The organism is Microbacterium esteraromaticum (assembly GCF_014084045.1).
GTDB lineage: Bacteria > Actinomycetota > Actinomycetes > Actinomycetales > Microbacteriaceae > Microbacterium > Microbacterium esteraromaticum_D.
This window is the reverse complement of the sequence record NZ_CP043732.1, coordinates 896,677-912,624: the sequence shown is the minus strand read 5'-3', so window position 1 is coordinate 912,624 and position 15,948 is coordinate 896,677. Positions and strand designations below refer to the sequence as shown.

General features: G+C 69.8%; 14 protein-coding genes. 7 read left to right on the top strand and 7 right to left on the bottom strand.

What is annotated here, in order from left to right:
* Window positions 1-8: 8 nt before the first annotated feature.
* The 3 genes from FVO59_RS04375 to FVO59_RS04365 form a co-directional block, all read right to left on the bottom strand.
* A complete protein-coding gene (locus FVO59_RS04375; protein WP_182255028.1) occupies window positions 9-1,679 on the bottom strand; it encodes a GspE/PulE family protein in 1,671 nt (556 codons plus the stop codon).
* Window positions 1,680-1,913: 234 nt separating this feature from the next.
* Window positions 1,914-3,617, bottom strand: coding sequence for an amidase (locus tag FVO59_RS04370; RefSeq protein WP_182255026.1), 1,704 nt, complete (start codon window positions 3,615-3,617; stop codon window positions 1,914-1,916).
* A complete protein-coding gene (locus FVO59_RS04365) occupies window positions 3,617-4,654 on the bottom strand; it encodes an agmatine deiminase family protein (protein WP_182255024.1) in 1,038 nt (345 codons plus the stop codon). Before FVO59_RS04365 ends, FVO59_RS04370 begins: the two co-directional genes overlap by 1 nt.
* A gap of 78 nt (window positions 4,655-4,732) precedes the next feature.
* Here FVO59_RS04365 and FVO59_RS04360 point away from each other — a divergent pair, with 78 nt between their 5' ends.
* The 4 genes from FVO59_RS04360 (at window position 4,733) to FVO59_RS04345 (ending at window position 9,245) form a co-directional block, all read left to right on the top strand.
* Window positions 4,733-5,419: a TetR/AcrR family transcriptional regulator gene (locus FVO59_RS04360; RefSeq protein ID WP_182255022.1), complete on the top strand. Its 687-nt coding sequence runs from the start codon at window positions 4,733-4,735 to the stop codon at window positions 5,417-5,419.
* A gap of 39 nt (window positions 5,420-5,458) precedes the next feature.
* Window positions 5,459-7,423: a M13 family metallopeptidase gene (locus FVO59_RS04355; protein WP_182255020.1), complete on the top strand. Its 1,965-nt coding sequence runs from the start codon at window positions 5,459-5,461 to the stop codon at window positions 7,421-7,423.
* Window positions 7,424-7,539: 116 nt separating this feature from the next.
* Window positions 7,540-8,475 (top strand): serine hydrolase, encoded by a 936-nt coding sequence (locus FVO59_RS04350; protein ID WP_182255018.1) that lies wholly within the window; start codon window positions 7,540-7,542, stop codon window positions 8,473-8,475.
* 371 nt (window positions 8,476-8,846) lie between these two features.
* The gene (locus FVO59_RS04345) at window positions 8,847-9,245 is read left to right on the top strand and encodes a hypothetical protein (RefSeq protein WP_182255016.1); all 399 of its coding nucleotides are present in this window, start codon (window positions 8,847-8,849) and stop codon (window positions 9,243-9,245) included.
* 212 nt (window positions 9,246-9,457) lie between these two features.
* Here FVO59_RS04345 and FVO59_RS04340 read toward each other — a convergent pair whose 3' ends face one another.
* The 3 genes from FVO59_RS04340 to FVO59_RS04330 all read right to left on the bottom strand — a co-directional run bounded on the left by FVO59_RS04340 (window position 9,458) and on the right by FVO59_RS04330 (window position 13,661).
* Window positions 9,458-10,900 (bottom strand): MFS transporter, encoded by a 1,443-nt coding sequence (locus FVO59_RS04340; protein ID WP_259363439.1) that lies wholly within the window; start codon window positions 10,898-10,900, stop codon window positions 9,458-9,460.
* Between the two features lie 439 nt (window positions 10,901-11,339).
* Window positions 11,340-12,809, bottom strand: a complete 1,470-nt coding sequence (locus FVO59_RS04335; protein ID WP_182255014.1) for a peptide MFS transporter — start codon at window positions 12,807-12,809, stop codon at window positions 11,340-11,342.
* Between the two features lie 63 nt (window positions 12,810-12,872).
* Window positions 12,873-13,661 (bottom strand): TspO/MBR family protein, encoded by a 789-nt coding sequence (locus FVO59_RS04330; RefSeq protein WP_182255012.1) that lies wholly within the window; start codon window positions 13,659-13,661, stop codon window positions 12,873-12,875.
* 91 nt (window positions 13,662-13,752) lie between these two features.
* Here FVO59_RS04330 and FVO59_RS04325 point away from each other — a divergent pair, with 91 nt between their 5' ends.
* The 3 genes from FVO59_RS04325 to FVO59_RS04315 are packed head-to-tail and all read left to right on the top strand — an operon-like array spanning window position 13,753 to window position 15,496.
* Window positions 13,753-14,373, top strand: coding sequence for a hypothetical protein (locus FVO59_RS04325; protein ID WP_182255010.1), 621 nt, complete (start codon window positions 13,753-13,755; stop codon window positions 14,371-14,373).
* Between the two features lie 21 nt (window positions 14,374-14,394).
* Window positions 14,395-14,769, top strand: coding sequence for a DUF4870 domain-containing protein (locus FVO59_RS04320; RefSeq protein ID WP_259363438.1), 375 nt, complete (start codon window positions 14,395-14,397; stop codon window positions 14,767-14,769).
* Between the two features lie 37 nt (window positions 14,770-14,806).
* Window positions 14,807-15,496: a GNAT family N-acetyltransferase gene (locus FVO59_RS04315; RefSeq protein ID WP_182255007.1), complete on the top strand. Its 690-nt coding sequence runs from the start codon at window positions 14,807-14,809 to the stop codon at window positions 15,494-15,496.
* Here FVO59_RS04315 and FVO59_RS04310 read toward each other — a convergent pair.
* Window positions 15,486-15,905 carry a VOC family protein gene (locus FVO59_RS04310; protein WP_182255005.1) on the bottom strand — a complete coding sequence of 140 codons (420 nt, stop codon included), beginning with the start codon at window positions 15,903-15,905 and terminating at the stop codon, window positions 15,486-15,488. The genes FVO59_RS04315 and FVO59_RS04310 overlap by 11 nt on opposite strands.
* Window positions 15,906-15,948 lie beyond the last annotated feature (43 nt).

Here is a 15,948-nt window from a genome sequence, read left to right as displayed (position 1 = left end):
GTCTCGCGTCAGACGGTGACCCGCAGAATCTCCTCGATTGTCGTGATGCCGTCGGCCACCTTCGTCCAGCCGTCTTCGCGCAGCGGCACCATGCCCTGGCCCACGGCGATCTCACGCAGCTCGGTGCCCGTCGCGCGGCCGACCAGCGCCTGCTCGATCTCGTCGGTCACCGTCATCACCTCGTGCAGGGCGACGCGTCCGCGGTAGCCGGTGTTCGAGCACGACGTGCAGCCGACCGCCCGGTACGGCGTGGCATCGGCGATGAGGCGCTCCGGCATCCCGACGTTCACGAGCATCTCGCGATCCGTCTCGAGCGGCACCCGGCAGCGCTGGCAGAGCCGACGCGAGAGCCGCTGGGCGACCACCGCGCTGAGAGCGGTCGCGACGAGGAACGGCTCGGTGCCGATCTCGACGAGCCGGGTCAGAGCGCTCGGCGCGTCGTTGGTGTGCAGGGTCGAGAGCACCAGGTGACCGGTCAGGGCCGCTTCGACCGAGATCGCGGCGGTCTCGCGGTCGCGGATCTCGCCGACGAGCACCACGTCGGGATCGGCGCGAAGGATCGAGCGCAGAGCGGTCGCGAAGGTCAGACCGGCCTTGGGGTTCACCTGGATCTGATTCACGTCGTGCATCCGGTACTCGACGGGGTCCTCGACGGTGATGACGTTCACGCGCGGGTTGGCCACGGCCCGCAGCGCCGTGTAGAGGGTGGTCGACTTGCCGGATCCGGTGGGCCCCGTCACCAGCACCATGCCGTGCGGGCGGGTGATCGCCTGCGTGAAGCGCTCCTGGTTGCCGTCGGTGAACAGCAGGTCGGTCATCGACATCAGCTGGCTGCTGTTGTCGAGGATGCGCATGACGATCTTCTCGCCCCAGACCGTCGGCAGGGTCGCCACGCGCAGGTCGACCGAGCGGCCCTCGTGCAGCACCGAGATGCGGCCGTCCTGCGGAACGCGCTTCTCGGCGATGTCTATCGACGACATGATCTTCAGTCGCGAGATCACGCCGTCCTGGATGCTGCGGTCGGCCCGCTGCATCTCATGCAGCACGCCGTCGATGCGGAAACGCACGGTGAGGCGGTGCTCGCCTGGCTCGATGTGGATGTCGCTGGCGCGGTCGTTGATGGCCTGGGTGATGAGCAGGTTCACGAATCGGACGATCGGCGCATCGGCGTCCTGGTCGTCCAGATGCTCGGTGAAGAGCAGTTCGGAGCCGCCGGACGACTCGCCGCCGATCTGCTCGGACAGGTCGGTCAACTCGTCATCGGAGCGGAGGAACCGCTCGAACGTCTGCATCAGCGCGTCTTCGGCCACGACGACGGGCACGACCCTCAGGTCGGTGATGCTCGCGATGTCGTCGAGCGCGATGATGTCGGTCGGGTCGAGCATGCCGACCGTGAGCTGGTCGCGCACCAGCCGCAGGGGGATCAGCCGGTAGCGTCGGCACAGGTTTCCCGGCACGAGCCCGATGACCTCGGGATCGAACGCGTAGTCGGCCAGTTCGACGTACCGGTGACCCGTCGCGATCGAGACAGCCTCCGCGATCTGCGCCTCGGTCACCTGCTTCGCCTGCAGCATGTGTCTGGGAAGCTCTGCACCGTCACCCACCGTGTTGATCGCCGCGCTCACTTCGTCTGCGCGCGCGGCGCCCGTCAGAACGAGAATCTGCCCAAGTCCGCGCACGGCGCGCTCCTATCCGGCTCCCCAGCCGCCTTCCGGCCGAAGCCGGTTCCCTGGCCTCATACTAAGCCGTACCACCCCCGCACGTCGCCCCTGAATTCCGCGGAATCCGGCGGCACGATTGGTGGCGGCGAACGCGACCGCACCCGCTCGCTCCGCCGGCATCAGAGATGGAAAACGCCGGTGCGGATGCCCGCATACCGGCGTTTCACATCTCTCGCACTGCGCCGGAGAGCGTCAGCGCACGTCGGGAAGCCTCGGCGTGCGCGCCGGAGCGGTGCGGCGCCGGCCGGTCGCCTCGAACGCGAGCCCGAGGGCGAGCAGTGCGGTGTCGTCGTAGGCGCGCCCTGCGAAGGTCAGGCCGACCGGCATCCCGATGTCGGCCATCGTGCCCATCGGAACGGTGACCGTCGGGATGCCCAGATGCCGCGGCACGAGATTGCCGTTGGCGACCCACACGCCGTTGCGCCACCCGGCCTCTGCCGATTCGGGGTTCACGTCCATGTCGGCGCGTCCGATGTCGGCCATCGCGGGGAACGCGACGGCGTCGAGACCGAGTCCGTCCATCCACTGCTCGAGGTCGATCCGCCTGGTCTCCTCGAGCCCGCGCACGCCCTCCTCGAGGTGCGGGATCTCGGTGAAGCGGGCGTACGGATGCTGCTCGACCTGCGCCGGGTAGGTGGCGATGTCGTCGTCGAATCCGTCGTAGCGGTCGGGCAGCGCCCCCGCGGGCGCGGGGAAGATGGCGGCTCCGTCGACCCCGACGAGCGTGTTCAGTTCGGGGTCGCCGTTCGCGCGGAGGAAGTCGTCCCACGCCCATGCCGAGAGGTCGACGATCTCGCTCTTGAGGAACTCCGCGCTGACCAGTCCCCTGGTCGCGATGGTCGGCGCGCCTGCGCGGTCGCCCTCGTAGTTCGTGACCACGGGGAAGTCCACCTCGACGACCTCGGCACCTGCGGCCTCGAGGTTGTGGCGCGCCTGCTGCCACAGCTCGATGACCGATTCGCGGGTCTCGATCCTCTGTCCGGTCGGTCCGCCGATGGTGGTGCCGGTGCCGGCATCCGGATCGGTGTTCATGTACATCTTCGGGATGCCGATGCGCGTGCCGTGCAGGTTCGCCGCAGCGAGCGCGGCGTACGACTGCGGTCGCACCTCGGATGCCGAGGGGATGCGCACCCAGGGCTGTGCGCGCCAGAAGTCGCCGCGCGCATCGGCGTCGTCGGCGACGATCACGTCGAGCACCTCGAGCAGGTCGGCCATCGTGCGGGTGTGCGGCACGACGACGTCCATCGTGGGCACGAGCGGCCAGTTGCCCCGTACCGAGATCACTCCGCGGCTGGGCGTGTAGGCGATGAGCGCGTTGCAGGACGCAGGCGCCCGACCGCTCGACCAGGTCTCCTCACCGAGGCCGAAGGCGGCGAAGCTCGCCGCGGTGGCGGTGCCCGAGCCGTTCGACGAGCCGGAGCCGAACGCGCTGGTCAGCCATTCGGCGCTGTACGGGCTCTCGGCGCGGCCGTATACGCCGCGCTGCATGCCGCCGTTCGCCATCGGCGGCATGTTCGTCAGACCAAGGCAGATCGCCCCGCCCGCGCGCAGGCGCTCGATCGTGAACGCGTCGCGCTGCGCGACGAGATCCGCGAACGCGGGGGAGCCGGCGGCGGCGGTCAGGCCGGTCACCAGGTAGCTGTCCTTGGCGGTGTACGGGATGCCGTCGAGCGGCCCCCGTGTCTCACCTGCGGCGCGGCGGGCGTCGGATGCGGAGGCCTCGGCCATGGCATCCGGATTCCGCACGACGACCGCGTTCAGCGCCGTCTCGGTGCCGGGAGCGTCGTACGCGTCGATGCGTGCGAGGTAGGCCTGAACGAGCTCGACGCTGGTCGTCTCTCCCGACTCGAGCGCAGACCGAAGCTCTGCGATCGACTTCTCGTAGACATCGAACATCAGCGTGCCCCGACGACAGACGGCTGCTGCTGGGTGATGCAGTGGATGCCGCCGCCGCGCGCGAAGATCGGGCGGGCGTCCACGGTCACGGCGCGGCGGCCGTAGGCCTCTTCGAGGATCTCGCGGGCGCGGGCATCCGCCTTCTCCTCTCCGAAGCCGCAGGCCACGATGCCGTCGTTCACGACCAGGTGGTTGATGTAGCTCCAGTCGACGAAGCCCTCGTCGTCGCGCAGCTCCCTCGGGGCGGGGACGTCGATGATCTCGAGCGGTCGGCCCGCGGCATCCGTCTGCTGCTGCAGCATCGCGTGGAGATCGCGGGTGACGTCGTGATCGGGATGCGCGGGGTCGTCCTGCCTGTGCAGCAGCACGCGACCGGGGCCGGCGAACGCGGCCACGATGTCGACGTGACCGCGGGTGCCGAACTCGTCGTAGTCGCGGGTGAGGCCGCGAGGAAGCCAGATCGCCTTGTCGGCGCCGAGGGTGCGCAGCATCTCGGCTTCGACGCGCGCCTTGTCGGCGTACGGGTTGCGGTTCGGGTCGAGCTGCACGGTGTCGGTGAGCAGCACCGTGCCCTCGCCGTCGACGTGGATGCCGCCGCCCTCGTTCACGAGCACCGAGCTGATCAGCTCGGCGCCCACCCGCTCGGCGATGATCCGCGCGATGCCGGCCGACACCTGCCACTGTGCCCAGGCGGGAGCGCCCCAGCCGTTGAAGATCCAGTCGACGGCGCCGAGCACCCCGGGGCGCGCGTCATCGATCACGAAAGTGGGCCCGAAGTCACGCATCCAGAACTCGTCGAGCGGAGACTCCACGATCTCGACGGCAGAGCCGAGCATGCGCGTCGCACGGTCGATCTCGGTCGGGTCGACGACCATGGTGACCGGCTCGAACTCGGCGATGGCGAGTGCGGTGTCGCTCCAGGCGCGGTAGGCGGTCTCCTGCCATTCGGCGCCGTCGCCGAGGGTGACCCCGGCACGCGGGAACGCCATCCACGTCCGATCGTGCTGTGCGCCTTCGTGCGGCATCCGCCAGCCCATGTCGTCTCCTTCGCCGGGTCGGGAACATCGTTTATTGATCTAGCGATCAATTAACGATGTTCCTACACTGGACAGACCATGTCAACACCCGCCACCCGCACCCGCACGCGCAAGAGCCCGCAGCAGAGATCAGCCGAGATCCACGATGCCGCACTGGCCGTCGCGCGGGAAGAGGGGCTGTCGGCGCTCACACTGCGTGCGGTCGCCGGCCGCGCCGGAGTGGCCTCCGGTCTGGTCGCTCACTACGTCGAGAGCATGGACGAACTCGTCGCGCGCACCTTCCGCGAGCTCGTCGGAGCAGAGCTCGACGAGGTACGGGCCGAGGTCTCGTCTGTCTCGCCGGCCCCCGCTCGCCTCGCCCGGATGATCGAGACGGTGCTCGGCAGCGGTCACAGCCACATCACCCTGATCTGGGTGGATGCCTGGTCGCTGGGTCGCGGCAGCGCCGCGCTCGCCGAGGCGATCGAAGAGCAGATGGCCGCCTGGCAGTCGTTCATCGCCGGAGTGATCGGAGAGGGAGGGGATGCCGGGTACTTCGCCACCGAGGATCCGCCCGCCGTCGGATGGCAGATCCTCGCCATGCTCGACGGCATCGCCGCGCACGCCCTCACCCGGCGCACGGACGCCGCAGCGTTCGCCGAGCGTCTGGCGCAGGCGTGCGAGACGCTGGTGGGAGCTCGGCCGGGATCCATCGTGGCCGAGCTCGGTGGGAAGAGAGCGGAGTTCGGCGCGAAGCAAGCGGAGCTCGGCGCGACGCGGGCGTGACGCCGGCCCGAGGTCGGCGGCGCCGCATAGGCTGAGGGCATGACCGACGTTCTGCCCTCCGGCCTCGCCGTCTCCGAGTTCAGCTCCGACATCCGTCCGCAGGACGACCTCTACCGCCACGTCAACGGCGCGTGGCTCGAGGCCGCCGAGATCCCCACTGACAAGGCGCGCTGGGGCTCGTTCCACATGCTCGCCGAGCAGGCCGAGAAAGACGTCCGCGCGATCATCGTCGAGTCGCAGGAGGCCGCCGAAGGCACCCTCGAGCGCAAGGTCGGCGACCTGTTCCGCAGCTTCATGGACACCGAGCGCATCGCCGAGGTGGGCCTCGCCCCTCTGCGGGCCGAGCTCGCGAGGGTCGACGCGATCGACGGCATCCCGTCGTTCCTCGAGACCGTCGGCACGCTCGACCGCGACGGCATCGCCGCGCTGATCGGCGTGTTCATCGAGCCCGACCCCGGCAACCCCGAGCGCTACGTCCCGTTCGCCGTGCAGGCCGGTCTCTCGCTGCCCGACGAGAGCTACTACCGTTTCGAGAACTTCGAGGGAACCCGCGCCGCGTACCGTGCGCACCTCGAGCGCATCCTCACCCTCGCTGCGATCGACGACGCCGCCGCCGAAGCCGACCGCGCCTTCGGTCTCGAGCACGAGATCGCCGGCCACCACTGGGACAACGTCGCCTCTCGCGACGCGGTGAAGACCTACAACCTCAAGACCTGGGACGAGTTCCAGCAGCTCGTCGGCGTCGACCTGAGCCCGTGGCGGGATGCCGTGGCCGCCGCCAACCCGACCGCCTTCGACGAGCTCGTCGTCTACCAGCCCAGCTTCTTCGAGGGCCTCGGCGCGCTGCTCGTCGAAGAGCGTCTCGACGACTGGAAGGCCTGGCTGCGCGCCAAGGTCGTGCACGGCATGGCCGCCTACCTCACCGACGACTTCATCGACGAGAACTTCTCGTTCTACGGCACCGAGCTGACCGGCACGCCGTCGATCCGCGAGCGCTGGAAGCGCGGCGTCTCGCTCGTCGAGGGGTCGCTGGGCGACGCGGTCGGCCGGATCTACGTCGAGCGGCACTTCCCCGCCGAGTCGAAGGCCGCCATGGACGAGCTCGTCGCCAACCTCATCGAGGCGTACCGCCAGAGCATCCGGAACCTCGAGTGGATGAGCGCTGACACGCGCGAGAAGGCGCTCGCCAAGCTCGACACCTTCCACCCGAAGATCGGCCACCCCGACATCTGGCGCGACTACGACGGCGTCGACATCGACCCCGGCGACCTCGTCGGCAACGCCCGCCGCGCGACCGTCTTCGAGCATGACCGCCAGGTGAAGAAGGTCGGCGGACCCATCGACCGCGACGAATGGCACATGCCTCCGCAGATGGTCAACGCGTACTACAACCCGCTCATGAACGAGATCGTGTTCCCGGCGGCCATCCTGCAGTACCCGTTCTTCGACGCGGGCCGTGATGCGGCCGCCAACTACGGCGGAATCGGCGCGGTGATCGGGCATGAGATCGGTCACGGCTTCGACGACCAGGGCAGCCGCTACGACGGCGACGGTCGCCTGCAGGACTGGTGGACGGATGCCGACCGTGAGGCGTTCGAAGAGCGCACCAAGGTGCTCATCGCCCAGTACGACTCGCTGGTGCCGCTCGGCCTGAGCGACGAGAACACGGTCAACGGCGCGCTCACGATCGGCGAGAACATCGGCGACCTCGGCGGGCTCGGCATCGCCCTGAAGGCATACGAGCTCTCGCTCGACGGCGCGGAGGCGCCCGTGATCGACGGCTACACGGGCATCCAGCGTCTGCTGTTGTCGTGGGCACAGGTGTGGCAGCAGAAGAGCCGCGACGCCGAGACGATCCGCCTGCTCACGATCGACCCGCACTCGCCGAACGAGTTCCGCTGCAACCAGATCCTCAGCAACATCGACGCCTTCTACGAGGCGTTCGACGTGAACGAGGGTGACAGGCTGCACCTGCCGAGCGAGCAGCGCGTCACCATCTGGTGAGGCCGGGTTCCGGGGCGCAGGCGCCGGGGATAGGATGACGGAGGCGCCAGGGGAACCGCAGGAGGGGCGGATCCCCGCAGCCGCCGACTCAGTCTCCCCCTGTTAGGACACCGCGCGTGGTCCCGTCGCCAGCTTCCGCCCCCGAGCCCGGGTCCGGCGCGCCCGCGGTCCGCCGGCGCGCACCGCGCGGGGGTCGGCGTATCCCTCGTCGCGCCGCCGTCGACCGCCGCTCGTTCGCGCCCAGCCTGCGCCGACTCGAAGAGCTCGCCCAGAGCGGAGCGCAGGTCTCGGTGCACGTCGCCGAGCTCGACTCCGACCGGGTCGTGCTCGCGGGCGACGACCACGTGCCGCTGCCGATCGCGGGCCTCGGCATCGTGCCGGTGCTCGTCGAGACGGCCGCCGGATTCGCGTCGCGCTCGCTCGACCCGCTGCGGATCATCGACAGGCTCGACGACCAGCTGGTCACGCGGGCGGGCCTCTGGCGACACCTGCGCGCGCCGGCGCTGCCGCTGACCGACCTCGCCGTGCTCGCCGCGGCGGCCGGCGATCCGAACGCCGCGAACGCCCTGCTCGACGCCGTCGGGCACGAGCAGGTGCGCTCTCGGATGGTGGCGCTCGGGATGCCCCGCAGCGCCGTGCTCGACCGCTTCCGCGACAAGCGCGGACCCGATGACGCGCCGCACGTCGCCGTCGGCACGACGCGCGAGTTCGCGAAGCTCTTCGCCGCCCTCGTCGACTCGCGGGCGGTGGATGCCGCCGTCAGCGCGCAGGTGGCCGAGTGGCTCAGCCTGAATCAGGACCTCACCCTGGTGGCATCCGCGATGGGACTCGACCCGTTCGCGCACGACGACGACGCGCACGGCCTGCTGTTCGTCAACAAGACCGGACGCGCCAGGGGCGTCCGCGCCGAAGCCGGAGTGCTCGCCGGGCCACGCGCCGGCGTCGCCTACGCCCTGACGGTGTGCTTCGACGATCTCTCGATCAGCCACCGGTTGCGCGTGCACGATGCGTTCCGCGTGCTCGGCACCGACCTCATGGAGTACACGCACTGAGACCCGCCGGCTGCGACCACGGGCATCCGGGTTCTGGCGAGGTCTGCCGGGCCGGGTCTGCGCCTGAGATCCGGATGTTCGCCTGAGATCCGGATGCTCGGGCCGCAGGCTTACGGATCTGGGGCGACCTGCCGGATGCGGGGCGACCTGCCGGGCCGGGGTCTGTGCCTGAGATCCGGATGTTGGCCTGAGAGCCGGATGCTTGGGCTGCAGACATCCGGATCTGGGGCGACCTGCCGGATCTGGGTTGACCTGCCGGGCGGGTCTGCGCCTGAGATCCGGATGTTCGCCTGAGCTCCGGATGCTTGGGCCGCAGGCATCCGGATCCGGGGCGACCTGCCGGATCTGGGACCATCGGCTAGCGTCGAGGGATGCTGCCCGCTGACTGGATTCCGCACCGACGTGACGACGGCGAGCTGCTCGGCTGGATCCGCCCCGAAGGCGATGACTGGGTGGCGATCGATGTGCTCGGCCGCCCGGCCTCCGACGCGGTCGACTGGCTCGACGCCGAGGCGGCGCTCGAAGCCGTCGGTCTCGCGTGGCTCGCCGACGTGTGGATGCTCGACGGCGAGGCGCAGGAGCCCCTTCGCGTGCGCTTCGTCGAGGTGACGCCTCCGACCGCTGAGGCCGGCCGGATCGTCGTGAAGGCCGACGACTTCGGAGACATGCAGCGTCCGCCCGCTGAGCGCTTAGTGCTGCCGTGGCCCGCGCCGGAGACACTGCGCCCGGCCCGCGCCGGTGATCCGGACGGCCGGACGATCGCGCGCTGACGCGATCCGCAGCGCGACGGAGGATGGTTCCGCTGCGCCCGAGATGCGGATGTTCGCCTGAGATCCGGATGCTCGGGCCGCGGGCATCCGGATCTCGGACGAATTGCCGGGTTCCGGGCGTGACGGAGGATGGTTCCGCGCGCCGGCCTGCGGTGGTTCCGCTGCGCCCGAGATGGCGATCTGCCGGATTCCGGGCGGCGAAGGCAGGTGCCCTAACCCGGCAGGGCCGGGTGCGGCTCCGCGCTCGGATGCCTCGGGATCAGGAACGTCAGCGCGAACCCGATCGCACCGGCGATGATCGACAGCCAGAAGCAGACCTCGAACGCCTCGCGGGTGGGGATCGCCCGCCCGTCGACGTCGATGCTCATCGCGGCGAGCACGCCGCCCATCACCGCTGACGCCGTCGAGGTGCCGACCGAGCGGAACAGCGAGTTCAGCCCGTTCGAGGCGCCGGTCTCGTGAGCCGGCACAGCCCGCATGATGATCATCGGCATGGCCGCGAACGAGAAGCCGATGCCGATTCCGATCAGCACGTTCGCGACGACGAAGTGCCACAGCTCGGTCGACCAGATCAGCACGAACGCATAGGCGAGCACGATCGCCGCGGTGCCGACGGTGAAGAGCGGGCGAGGGCCGACCGTGCGCTCGAGCCATCCCGAAAGCGGCGAGATGATCATCATCATGACGCCCGAGATGGCGACGATCACCGCCGCGGCGAACATGTCGAGGCCGAGCCCCGATCCGGTCTCGCGGGGCAGCTCGAGCATCTGCGGGAATGTCACGTTCGATGCGAACAGGGCGAAGCCCATCCCGATCCCGGCGATGTTGGTGTACAGCACGGCCGGGCGGGCGGCGACCCGCAGATCGAGCAGCGGTTCCTTCGCCTTCAGCTGGTACCGGCCCCAGACGCCGAGCACCACGAAGCCGCCGATCAGGCACGCCAGCGCGAGCGGCGAGGTCCAGCCCCAATCAGCCCCGCGCGAGACGTAGAGCAGCAGCCCGGTGAGGCCGGCCGCGAGCCCCACCGCACCGAGAAGGTCGAGACGCCCGGGTGCGAGCAGCACGTCGTCCGGCACGACGAGCACGACCAGTAGCAGGCCGACCGCGCCGAGCCCGGCCGCCAGCCAGAACAGCCCGTGCCAGTCGGCGTTCTCGGCGACGATGGCAGCCACGGGCATCCCGACAGCTCCGCCGACGCCCATCGTCGCGCTCATCAGGGCGACGGCTGTGCCCAGGCGCTCGGGATGGAGCACGTCGCGCATGATCGCGATGCCCAGCGGAACCACCCCCGTGGTCGCGCCCTGCAGGGCACGGCCGATGATCACGCCGATGATCGACGACGACAGCGCCGCGACGATCGAGCCGACCACGAGCAGAGCGAGCAGCGCGATCACGACGCGACGCTTGCCGTACATGTCGCCGAGGCGTCCCGAGATCGGCGTCGCCACCGCGGCGACCAGCAGCGTGATCGTCACGACCCAGCTGGTGTCTTCGCGCGAGGCGTTCAGCAGTCGCGGAAGCTCGGCCTGCAGCGGCACGACGAGCGTGAACATGAACGCCGCGCACAGCCCGACGAAGGCCAGCACGGCGACGATCGCACCGCGAGGAGGGGTGCGTGAGAGCCGCTTCCTCGCCCGGTCATCCGCATCGCCCACGGAACGAGGCTATCGGGGTGGGCGAGGTGAGGTCCCAGTTCCGGCAGGTCGGCTGAGTTCCGGATGCTCGGGTGCGGGGTCTCCGGATCTGGGGTGGTTTGCCGGATTTCGGCGACCGGGGCCGGGGAGGCGCCCAGTTCCGGCAGGTCGGCTGAGTTCCGGATGCCGGGGCGCGGGGTATCCGGTTCTGGGGAGCGGTGCCGGATTTCGGCGACCGGGGCCGGCGAGGTGAGGTGCCCAGTTCCGCAGGTCGACCGAGATCCGGATGCCCGGGTGCGGGGTATCCGGTTCTGGGGTGGTTTGCCGGGTTTCGGCGACCGGGGCGAGGTGAGGTGCCCAGTTCCGGCAGGTCGACCGAGTTCCGGATGCCCGGGTGCGGGGTATCCGGTTCTGGGGAGGGTTGCCGGATTTCGGGGATCGCAACCAGCTGCGCCAGCCGTCAGCTGACGCCCTTCATGAGCTTCAGCACGGGCTTGACCGACAGCCCCAGTCCCACTCCGACGACGATCGCGATCAGGCCGAGCACGGTGAAGTACGGCACCTCGTTCGTCGGATCGTAGAACTGCACCAGCCAGCCCGAGATGGCCGTGCCGAGCGAGATCGAGAGGAAGAACAGCGCCACCATCTGCGTCTTGAAGCGCGCCGGCGCGAGCTTCGTCGCGGCAGACAGTCCGATCGGCGAGAGCAGCAGCTCGGCGACGGTGAACACGAACAGGATGCCGACGATCGCCAGTAGCGGGGTGGAGCCCTCGCCGCCGTTCGCGAACGGCAGGAACAGCAGGAACGCGCCGCCCATGAGTGCGGTGCCCAGCGCGAACTTCGCCGGGGTGGACGGCTGGCGGGCGCCGAGGCGCGTCCACAGCGCCGCGAACACGCCCGAGAGCACGATGATGAACACCGGGTTGATCGACTGCACGGCCGAGATCGGCATCTCGAAGCCGAGGATCGACCGGTCGAGTCGCTTGTCGCTATACACCGTCAGCACGGTGAACTGCTGCTGGTACAGCGACCAGAAAGCCACGCTCGTCACGAACAGCGGCACGAACGCCCACACGCGCGAGCGCTCGACCTGGTCGATGTGCCGGCTCGCGAGGATCACGGCAAAGTACGCGATCGTCGCGCCGAGCGCGCACACGATCACGATGCTCGCCAGATTGTCGGCGCGGATGACACCCGTCAGCACGAGCACGGCGATGACGGCCACGGCGCCGACGGCGATGCCGGCGAACAGCGGGTAGCGACTGCGCGGCAGCGGATTGGGCACCGCGCGCGCCGAGTCGGGCAGCTCCCTGCGCCCGAAGCTGTACTGGATGAGGCCGGCGGTCATGCCGACTGCTGCGAGCCCGAAGCCCCAGTGGAACCCGGCCGACTTCTGCAGCAGTCCGGTCAGCAGCGGGCCGAAGAACGACCCGAGGTTGATCCCGAGGTAGAAGAGCGAGAACCCGGCATCGCGTCTGGTGTCGTCCTCCGAGTACAGGGTGCCGACGACGGCCGTCGCATTGGCTTTCAGGCCGCCCGAGCCGAGTGCGACGAGCACGAGACCGACCGCGACCCCGACGACACCGGGGAGAAGGGCGAGAGCCAGGTGACCTGCGACGATGACGATCGCGCTGGCGAACAGCACGCGCTCCGACCCGAACAGCCGGTCGGCGAGCCAGGCGCCCAGGATGGTGGACAGGTACACCGATCCGCCGTAGGCGCCGACGATGCCTCCAGCGACCGCCTCGTCGAGGCCGAGCCCGCCCTTCGTCACGCTGAAGTACAGGTAGATCAGCAGGATGCCCTGCATGCCGTAGAAGCTGAAGCGCTCCCACATCTCGACGCCGAACAGGTGGGCCAGTGCACGTGGCTGGCCGAGGAATCGCTTCTCCGACGGGGTCGTGTCGGTCGCGGGAACTGGGGAAGGCATCCTTCCAGCCTACGCTCGCGGCGCGAGCGGGCTGCTGCGCGCCGAGTTCGCGGGCGGCACTCGTCAACGTGCGCTGCGACGCGAGCGCACCAGTCCGACCACCCCGGCGCCGACGATGACCGCCGCCGCGATCAGAGCCGCCGCGCCGATCGGGATGCTCTCCGGCTCGCCGCCGAACCGTCCGACGGCGAGCCACACCAGCCCCCACGATGTCGCGAGGGCAGGGGCGAGACGGCGGGTCACGAGGGCGCTCGCCGCACCGATCGCGGCGACCACGACGAGCACGCCGATGCCCCAGGCATCCGCCTGCTGCCCGAGCCCGTCGGGCAGCGTCTGCGTCAGCCATGCGGCGGTGTTCGCGACGGTCGCGATCGTCACCCAGCCGAAGTGCAGTCCCATCACGGCGTCGAAGAGGGTGAGGTCGAGAAGGCCGGATGCCCGGTCGCGGCCGAGCAGCACGATGATGCGCGCCAGCACGATGAGCAGAGCCGCGATCACGACCACGGTCGCCACGAGGCTCAGAAAGCGGGCGGTCACCAGCCACAGGCCGTTGAGCACCATCGACCCGGCCACCCACCAGCCGATCGCACGCTGGCGGCTGCTGTCGCGCTGAGCGGGAAGCGCCTGCCAGATCGTGTATGCGCCGAGGCCGAGGTAGATCAGCGTCCAGATCGCGAATGCGGGCCCCGCCGGTGCGAGGTGCGAGCCCTGCGCGGACAGCGCGCCGTCCTGCAGCTCGGCCACCGATTCGCCCCCGAACGCGCCGCCGCCGACAGCCGCGCCGATGATCATGAACACCGCTGCCGCGGTGATGGTCGACTGCCTCACGATGTCGCGTCCGGTGCTGTTCATGCCGCCGACCCTACCGGCGGAGGGGGTGGGCTCGGCTGGCCCGTTGACATGGCCGCCGCGCTCTGTCAGTGCGGCGTGGTTCGATGTACCCATGAGCGCCGACGAGCAGCATCCCGCAGACACCGATTGGCACCGCTGGGCGCCCATCGGCCAGACACTCGACACCCGCGGCATCCCCGGCAGCGGCCCACGCGCGAGCATCGCCGCCTTCGAGCTGCTGCCGCTCGAGCCGATGCTCGTGCCGGAGAAGCCGCGCAGCGGCGAGCTCGACGCCTCTCAGTGCGGTCACTGCCGACCCGCGAACGAGTACACGATCTGGCAGGACGACGAGTGGCGCGTCAGCGGCGGCATGCAGGGGCCGAGCGGCATCCCGTTCATCGGGGCGATCTCGCCGCGCCGCCACGTGAAGCTCGAGGATGCCCCCGTCGAGGTGCTCTCAGGTCTGGGGCCGATCCTGCAGCGCGTCTCGGAGGCGGCCAAGAGCATCCCGGCGGTCGCTCGCTGTCACTTCTCGCGCTGGAACGACGGATCCGCGCATCTGCACCTGTGGGCGTACGCTCGGCCGCTCGGCATGATGCAGGGCCGCGGGGCGATCCTTCCCTACTGGGAGCAGGCGATGCCCGCCATGCCGGGGGAGATGATGCAGGAGTACCTCGAGATCGTCGCCGACGCGCTCGCCGCAGGTGGCGGCCAAGCCTTCCCGGCCCGCTGACCGCCCCGGTACGCTGGCCGCATGAGCAACGTTCCCCCGCCGCCCGGAGCATACGCGGCCGCCCCGCAGCCGATGAGCCCGTCCGACGAGAAGATGTGGTCGACGCTGGTGCACGTCGGAGGCATCCTGTTCCAGTTCCTGCCGGCGCTGATCGGCTTCCTCGTGCTGAAGGACCGCGGCCCGTTCGTGCGCGCGCACACGGCCAACGCGCTCAACTTCCAGCTCACTCTGCTGATCGCCTACTTCGTCGGCAGCCTGCTCACGATCGTGCTCGTCGGCTTCCTGATCATGTTCGCCGCGTGGGTGCTGAACATCGTCTTCAGCATCATGGCGGCGGTGAAGTCCAACGGCGGGTGGCCGTATGAGTACCCGATGACCATCCGGTTCGTCCGCTGACGCGGGCGTTCGAAGCTTCGAGAGGCAGACTGACACCGTGCGCACGATCCGAGACCTCGACACCGTCGAACTGATCATCGACGCCCAGGAGCTGCTGGACTCGATCCGCGGCGAGAACCGCGTGATCGACGCAGGCACTCTGCGCGCCCTGCAGCATGCGGGCAACTACGTCGTCGGCCTGTTCGACGACAGCGACGGCGAGGAGCGCATGGTCGGCGCATCGATCGCGTTCTTCGGCGAGCCGGGAAAGCGCACCATGCACTCGCACATCACCGCCCTGCTGCCCGAGTACCGTGGCCGCGGCTGGGGCCGCGAGCTCAAGGAGCACCAGCGTCAGTGGGCGTTCTCGCGCGAGGTCGGCCGCATCACCTGGACATACGACCCGCTCGTCGCGCGCAACGCGCACTTCTTCCTCACCGTGCTCGGCGCACGAGTGAGCGGCTACTCGGTGAACCGCTACGGCATCTTCGGCGGCGGCGACGCGGGAGACGAGAGCGACCGCCTCGATGTGCAGTGGGCCCTGGCAGACATCGCCAAGCCCCCGGCGCCCGAGTCCGTCGTGGCGACCCTCGAGATCCCGACGGATGTCGAGGCGATGCGCACGTCGGATCCGGATGCCGCGCACGAGTGGCGCCTGCGTCTGCGCGGCGAGATGGAGGAGCTGCTCGGCCGGGGGCTGCACATCGCCGGATTCGACAACGAGCGCGGCTACCTGTTCACCGAGTAGGGGGCAGCACGAACGCCCCGGTGTCGCCGGGGTTGACCGCGATCTCCCAGCGGAAGCCGTCGGGGTCGGCGAAGTACCCCGAGTAGCCGCCCCACTCGCGTCTGGTCGCGGGCGAGACGACGGCGCCCAGCGCCTCGGCCTCGGTGAGCACCGCGTCGACCTCGGCCTCGGTCGCGAGGTTGTGCGCCAGGGTGATCGGCGCGACTCCGGATGCCGGTGCCTGGCCGATCTCGGCGGTGAAGCCGGCCACGCTCCACAGCGACAGGATCAGGCGGTCGGCCACGGGCAGCATGAGAACCTCGCCCTCGGCCTCGAAGATCGGCCGCCAGCCCAGTCCGTCGACGTAGAACGCCCGGCTGCGGGCGACGTCGGCCACGGCGAGGGTGATGAAGCTCACGCGCTGTTCCATCGCCCCAGCATCCCACTGGCATCCGACGTGCCGGAAGGGCGTC

Coding starts and splice junctions, on each gene's coding strand:
- FVO59_RS04320 (WP_259363438.1), top strand. CDS start 14,395: ATGAGCAACGTTCCCCCGCCGCCCGGAGCATACGCGGCCGCCCCGCAG.
- FVO59_RS04360 (WP_182255022.1), top strand. CDS start 4,733: ATGTCAACACCCGCCACCCGCACCCGCACGCGCAAGAGCCCGCAGCAG.
- FVO59_RS04355 (WP_182255020.1), top strand. CDS start 5,459: ATGACCGACGTTCTGCCCTCCGGCCTCGCCGTCTCCGAGTTCAGCTCC.
- FVO59_RS04370 (WP_182255026.1), bottom strand. CDS start 3,617: ATGTTCGATGTCTACGAGAAGTCGATCGCAGAGCTTCGGTCTGCGCTC.
- FVO59_RS04345 (WP_182255016.1), top strand. CDS start 8,847: ATGCTGCCCGCTGACTGGATTCCGCACCGACGTGACGACGGCGAGCTG.
- FVO59_RS04310 (WP_182255005.1), bottom strand. CDS start 15,905: ATGGAACAGCGCGTGAGCTTCATCACCCTCGCCGTGGCCGACGTCGCC.
- FVO59_RS04365 (WP_182255024.1), bottom strand. CDS start 4,654: ATGGGCTGGCGGATGCCGCACGAAGGCGCACAGCACGATCGGACGTGG.
- FVO59_RS04330 (WP_182255012.1), bottom strand. CDS start 13,661: ATGAACAGCACCGGACGCGACATCGTGAGGCAGTCGACCATCACCGCG.
- FVO59_RS04325 (WP_182255010.1), top strand. CDS start 13,753: ATGAGCGCCGACGAGCAGCATCCCGCAGACACCGATTGGCACCGCTGG.
- FVO59_RS04335 (WP_182255014.1), bottom strand. CDS start 12,809: ATGCCTTCCCCAGTTCCCGCGACCGACACGACCCCGTCGGAGAAGCGA.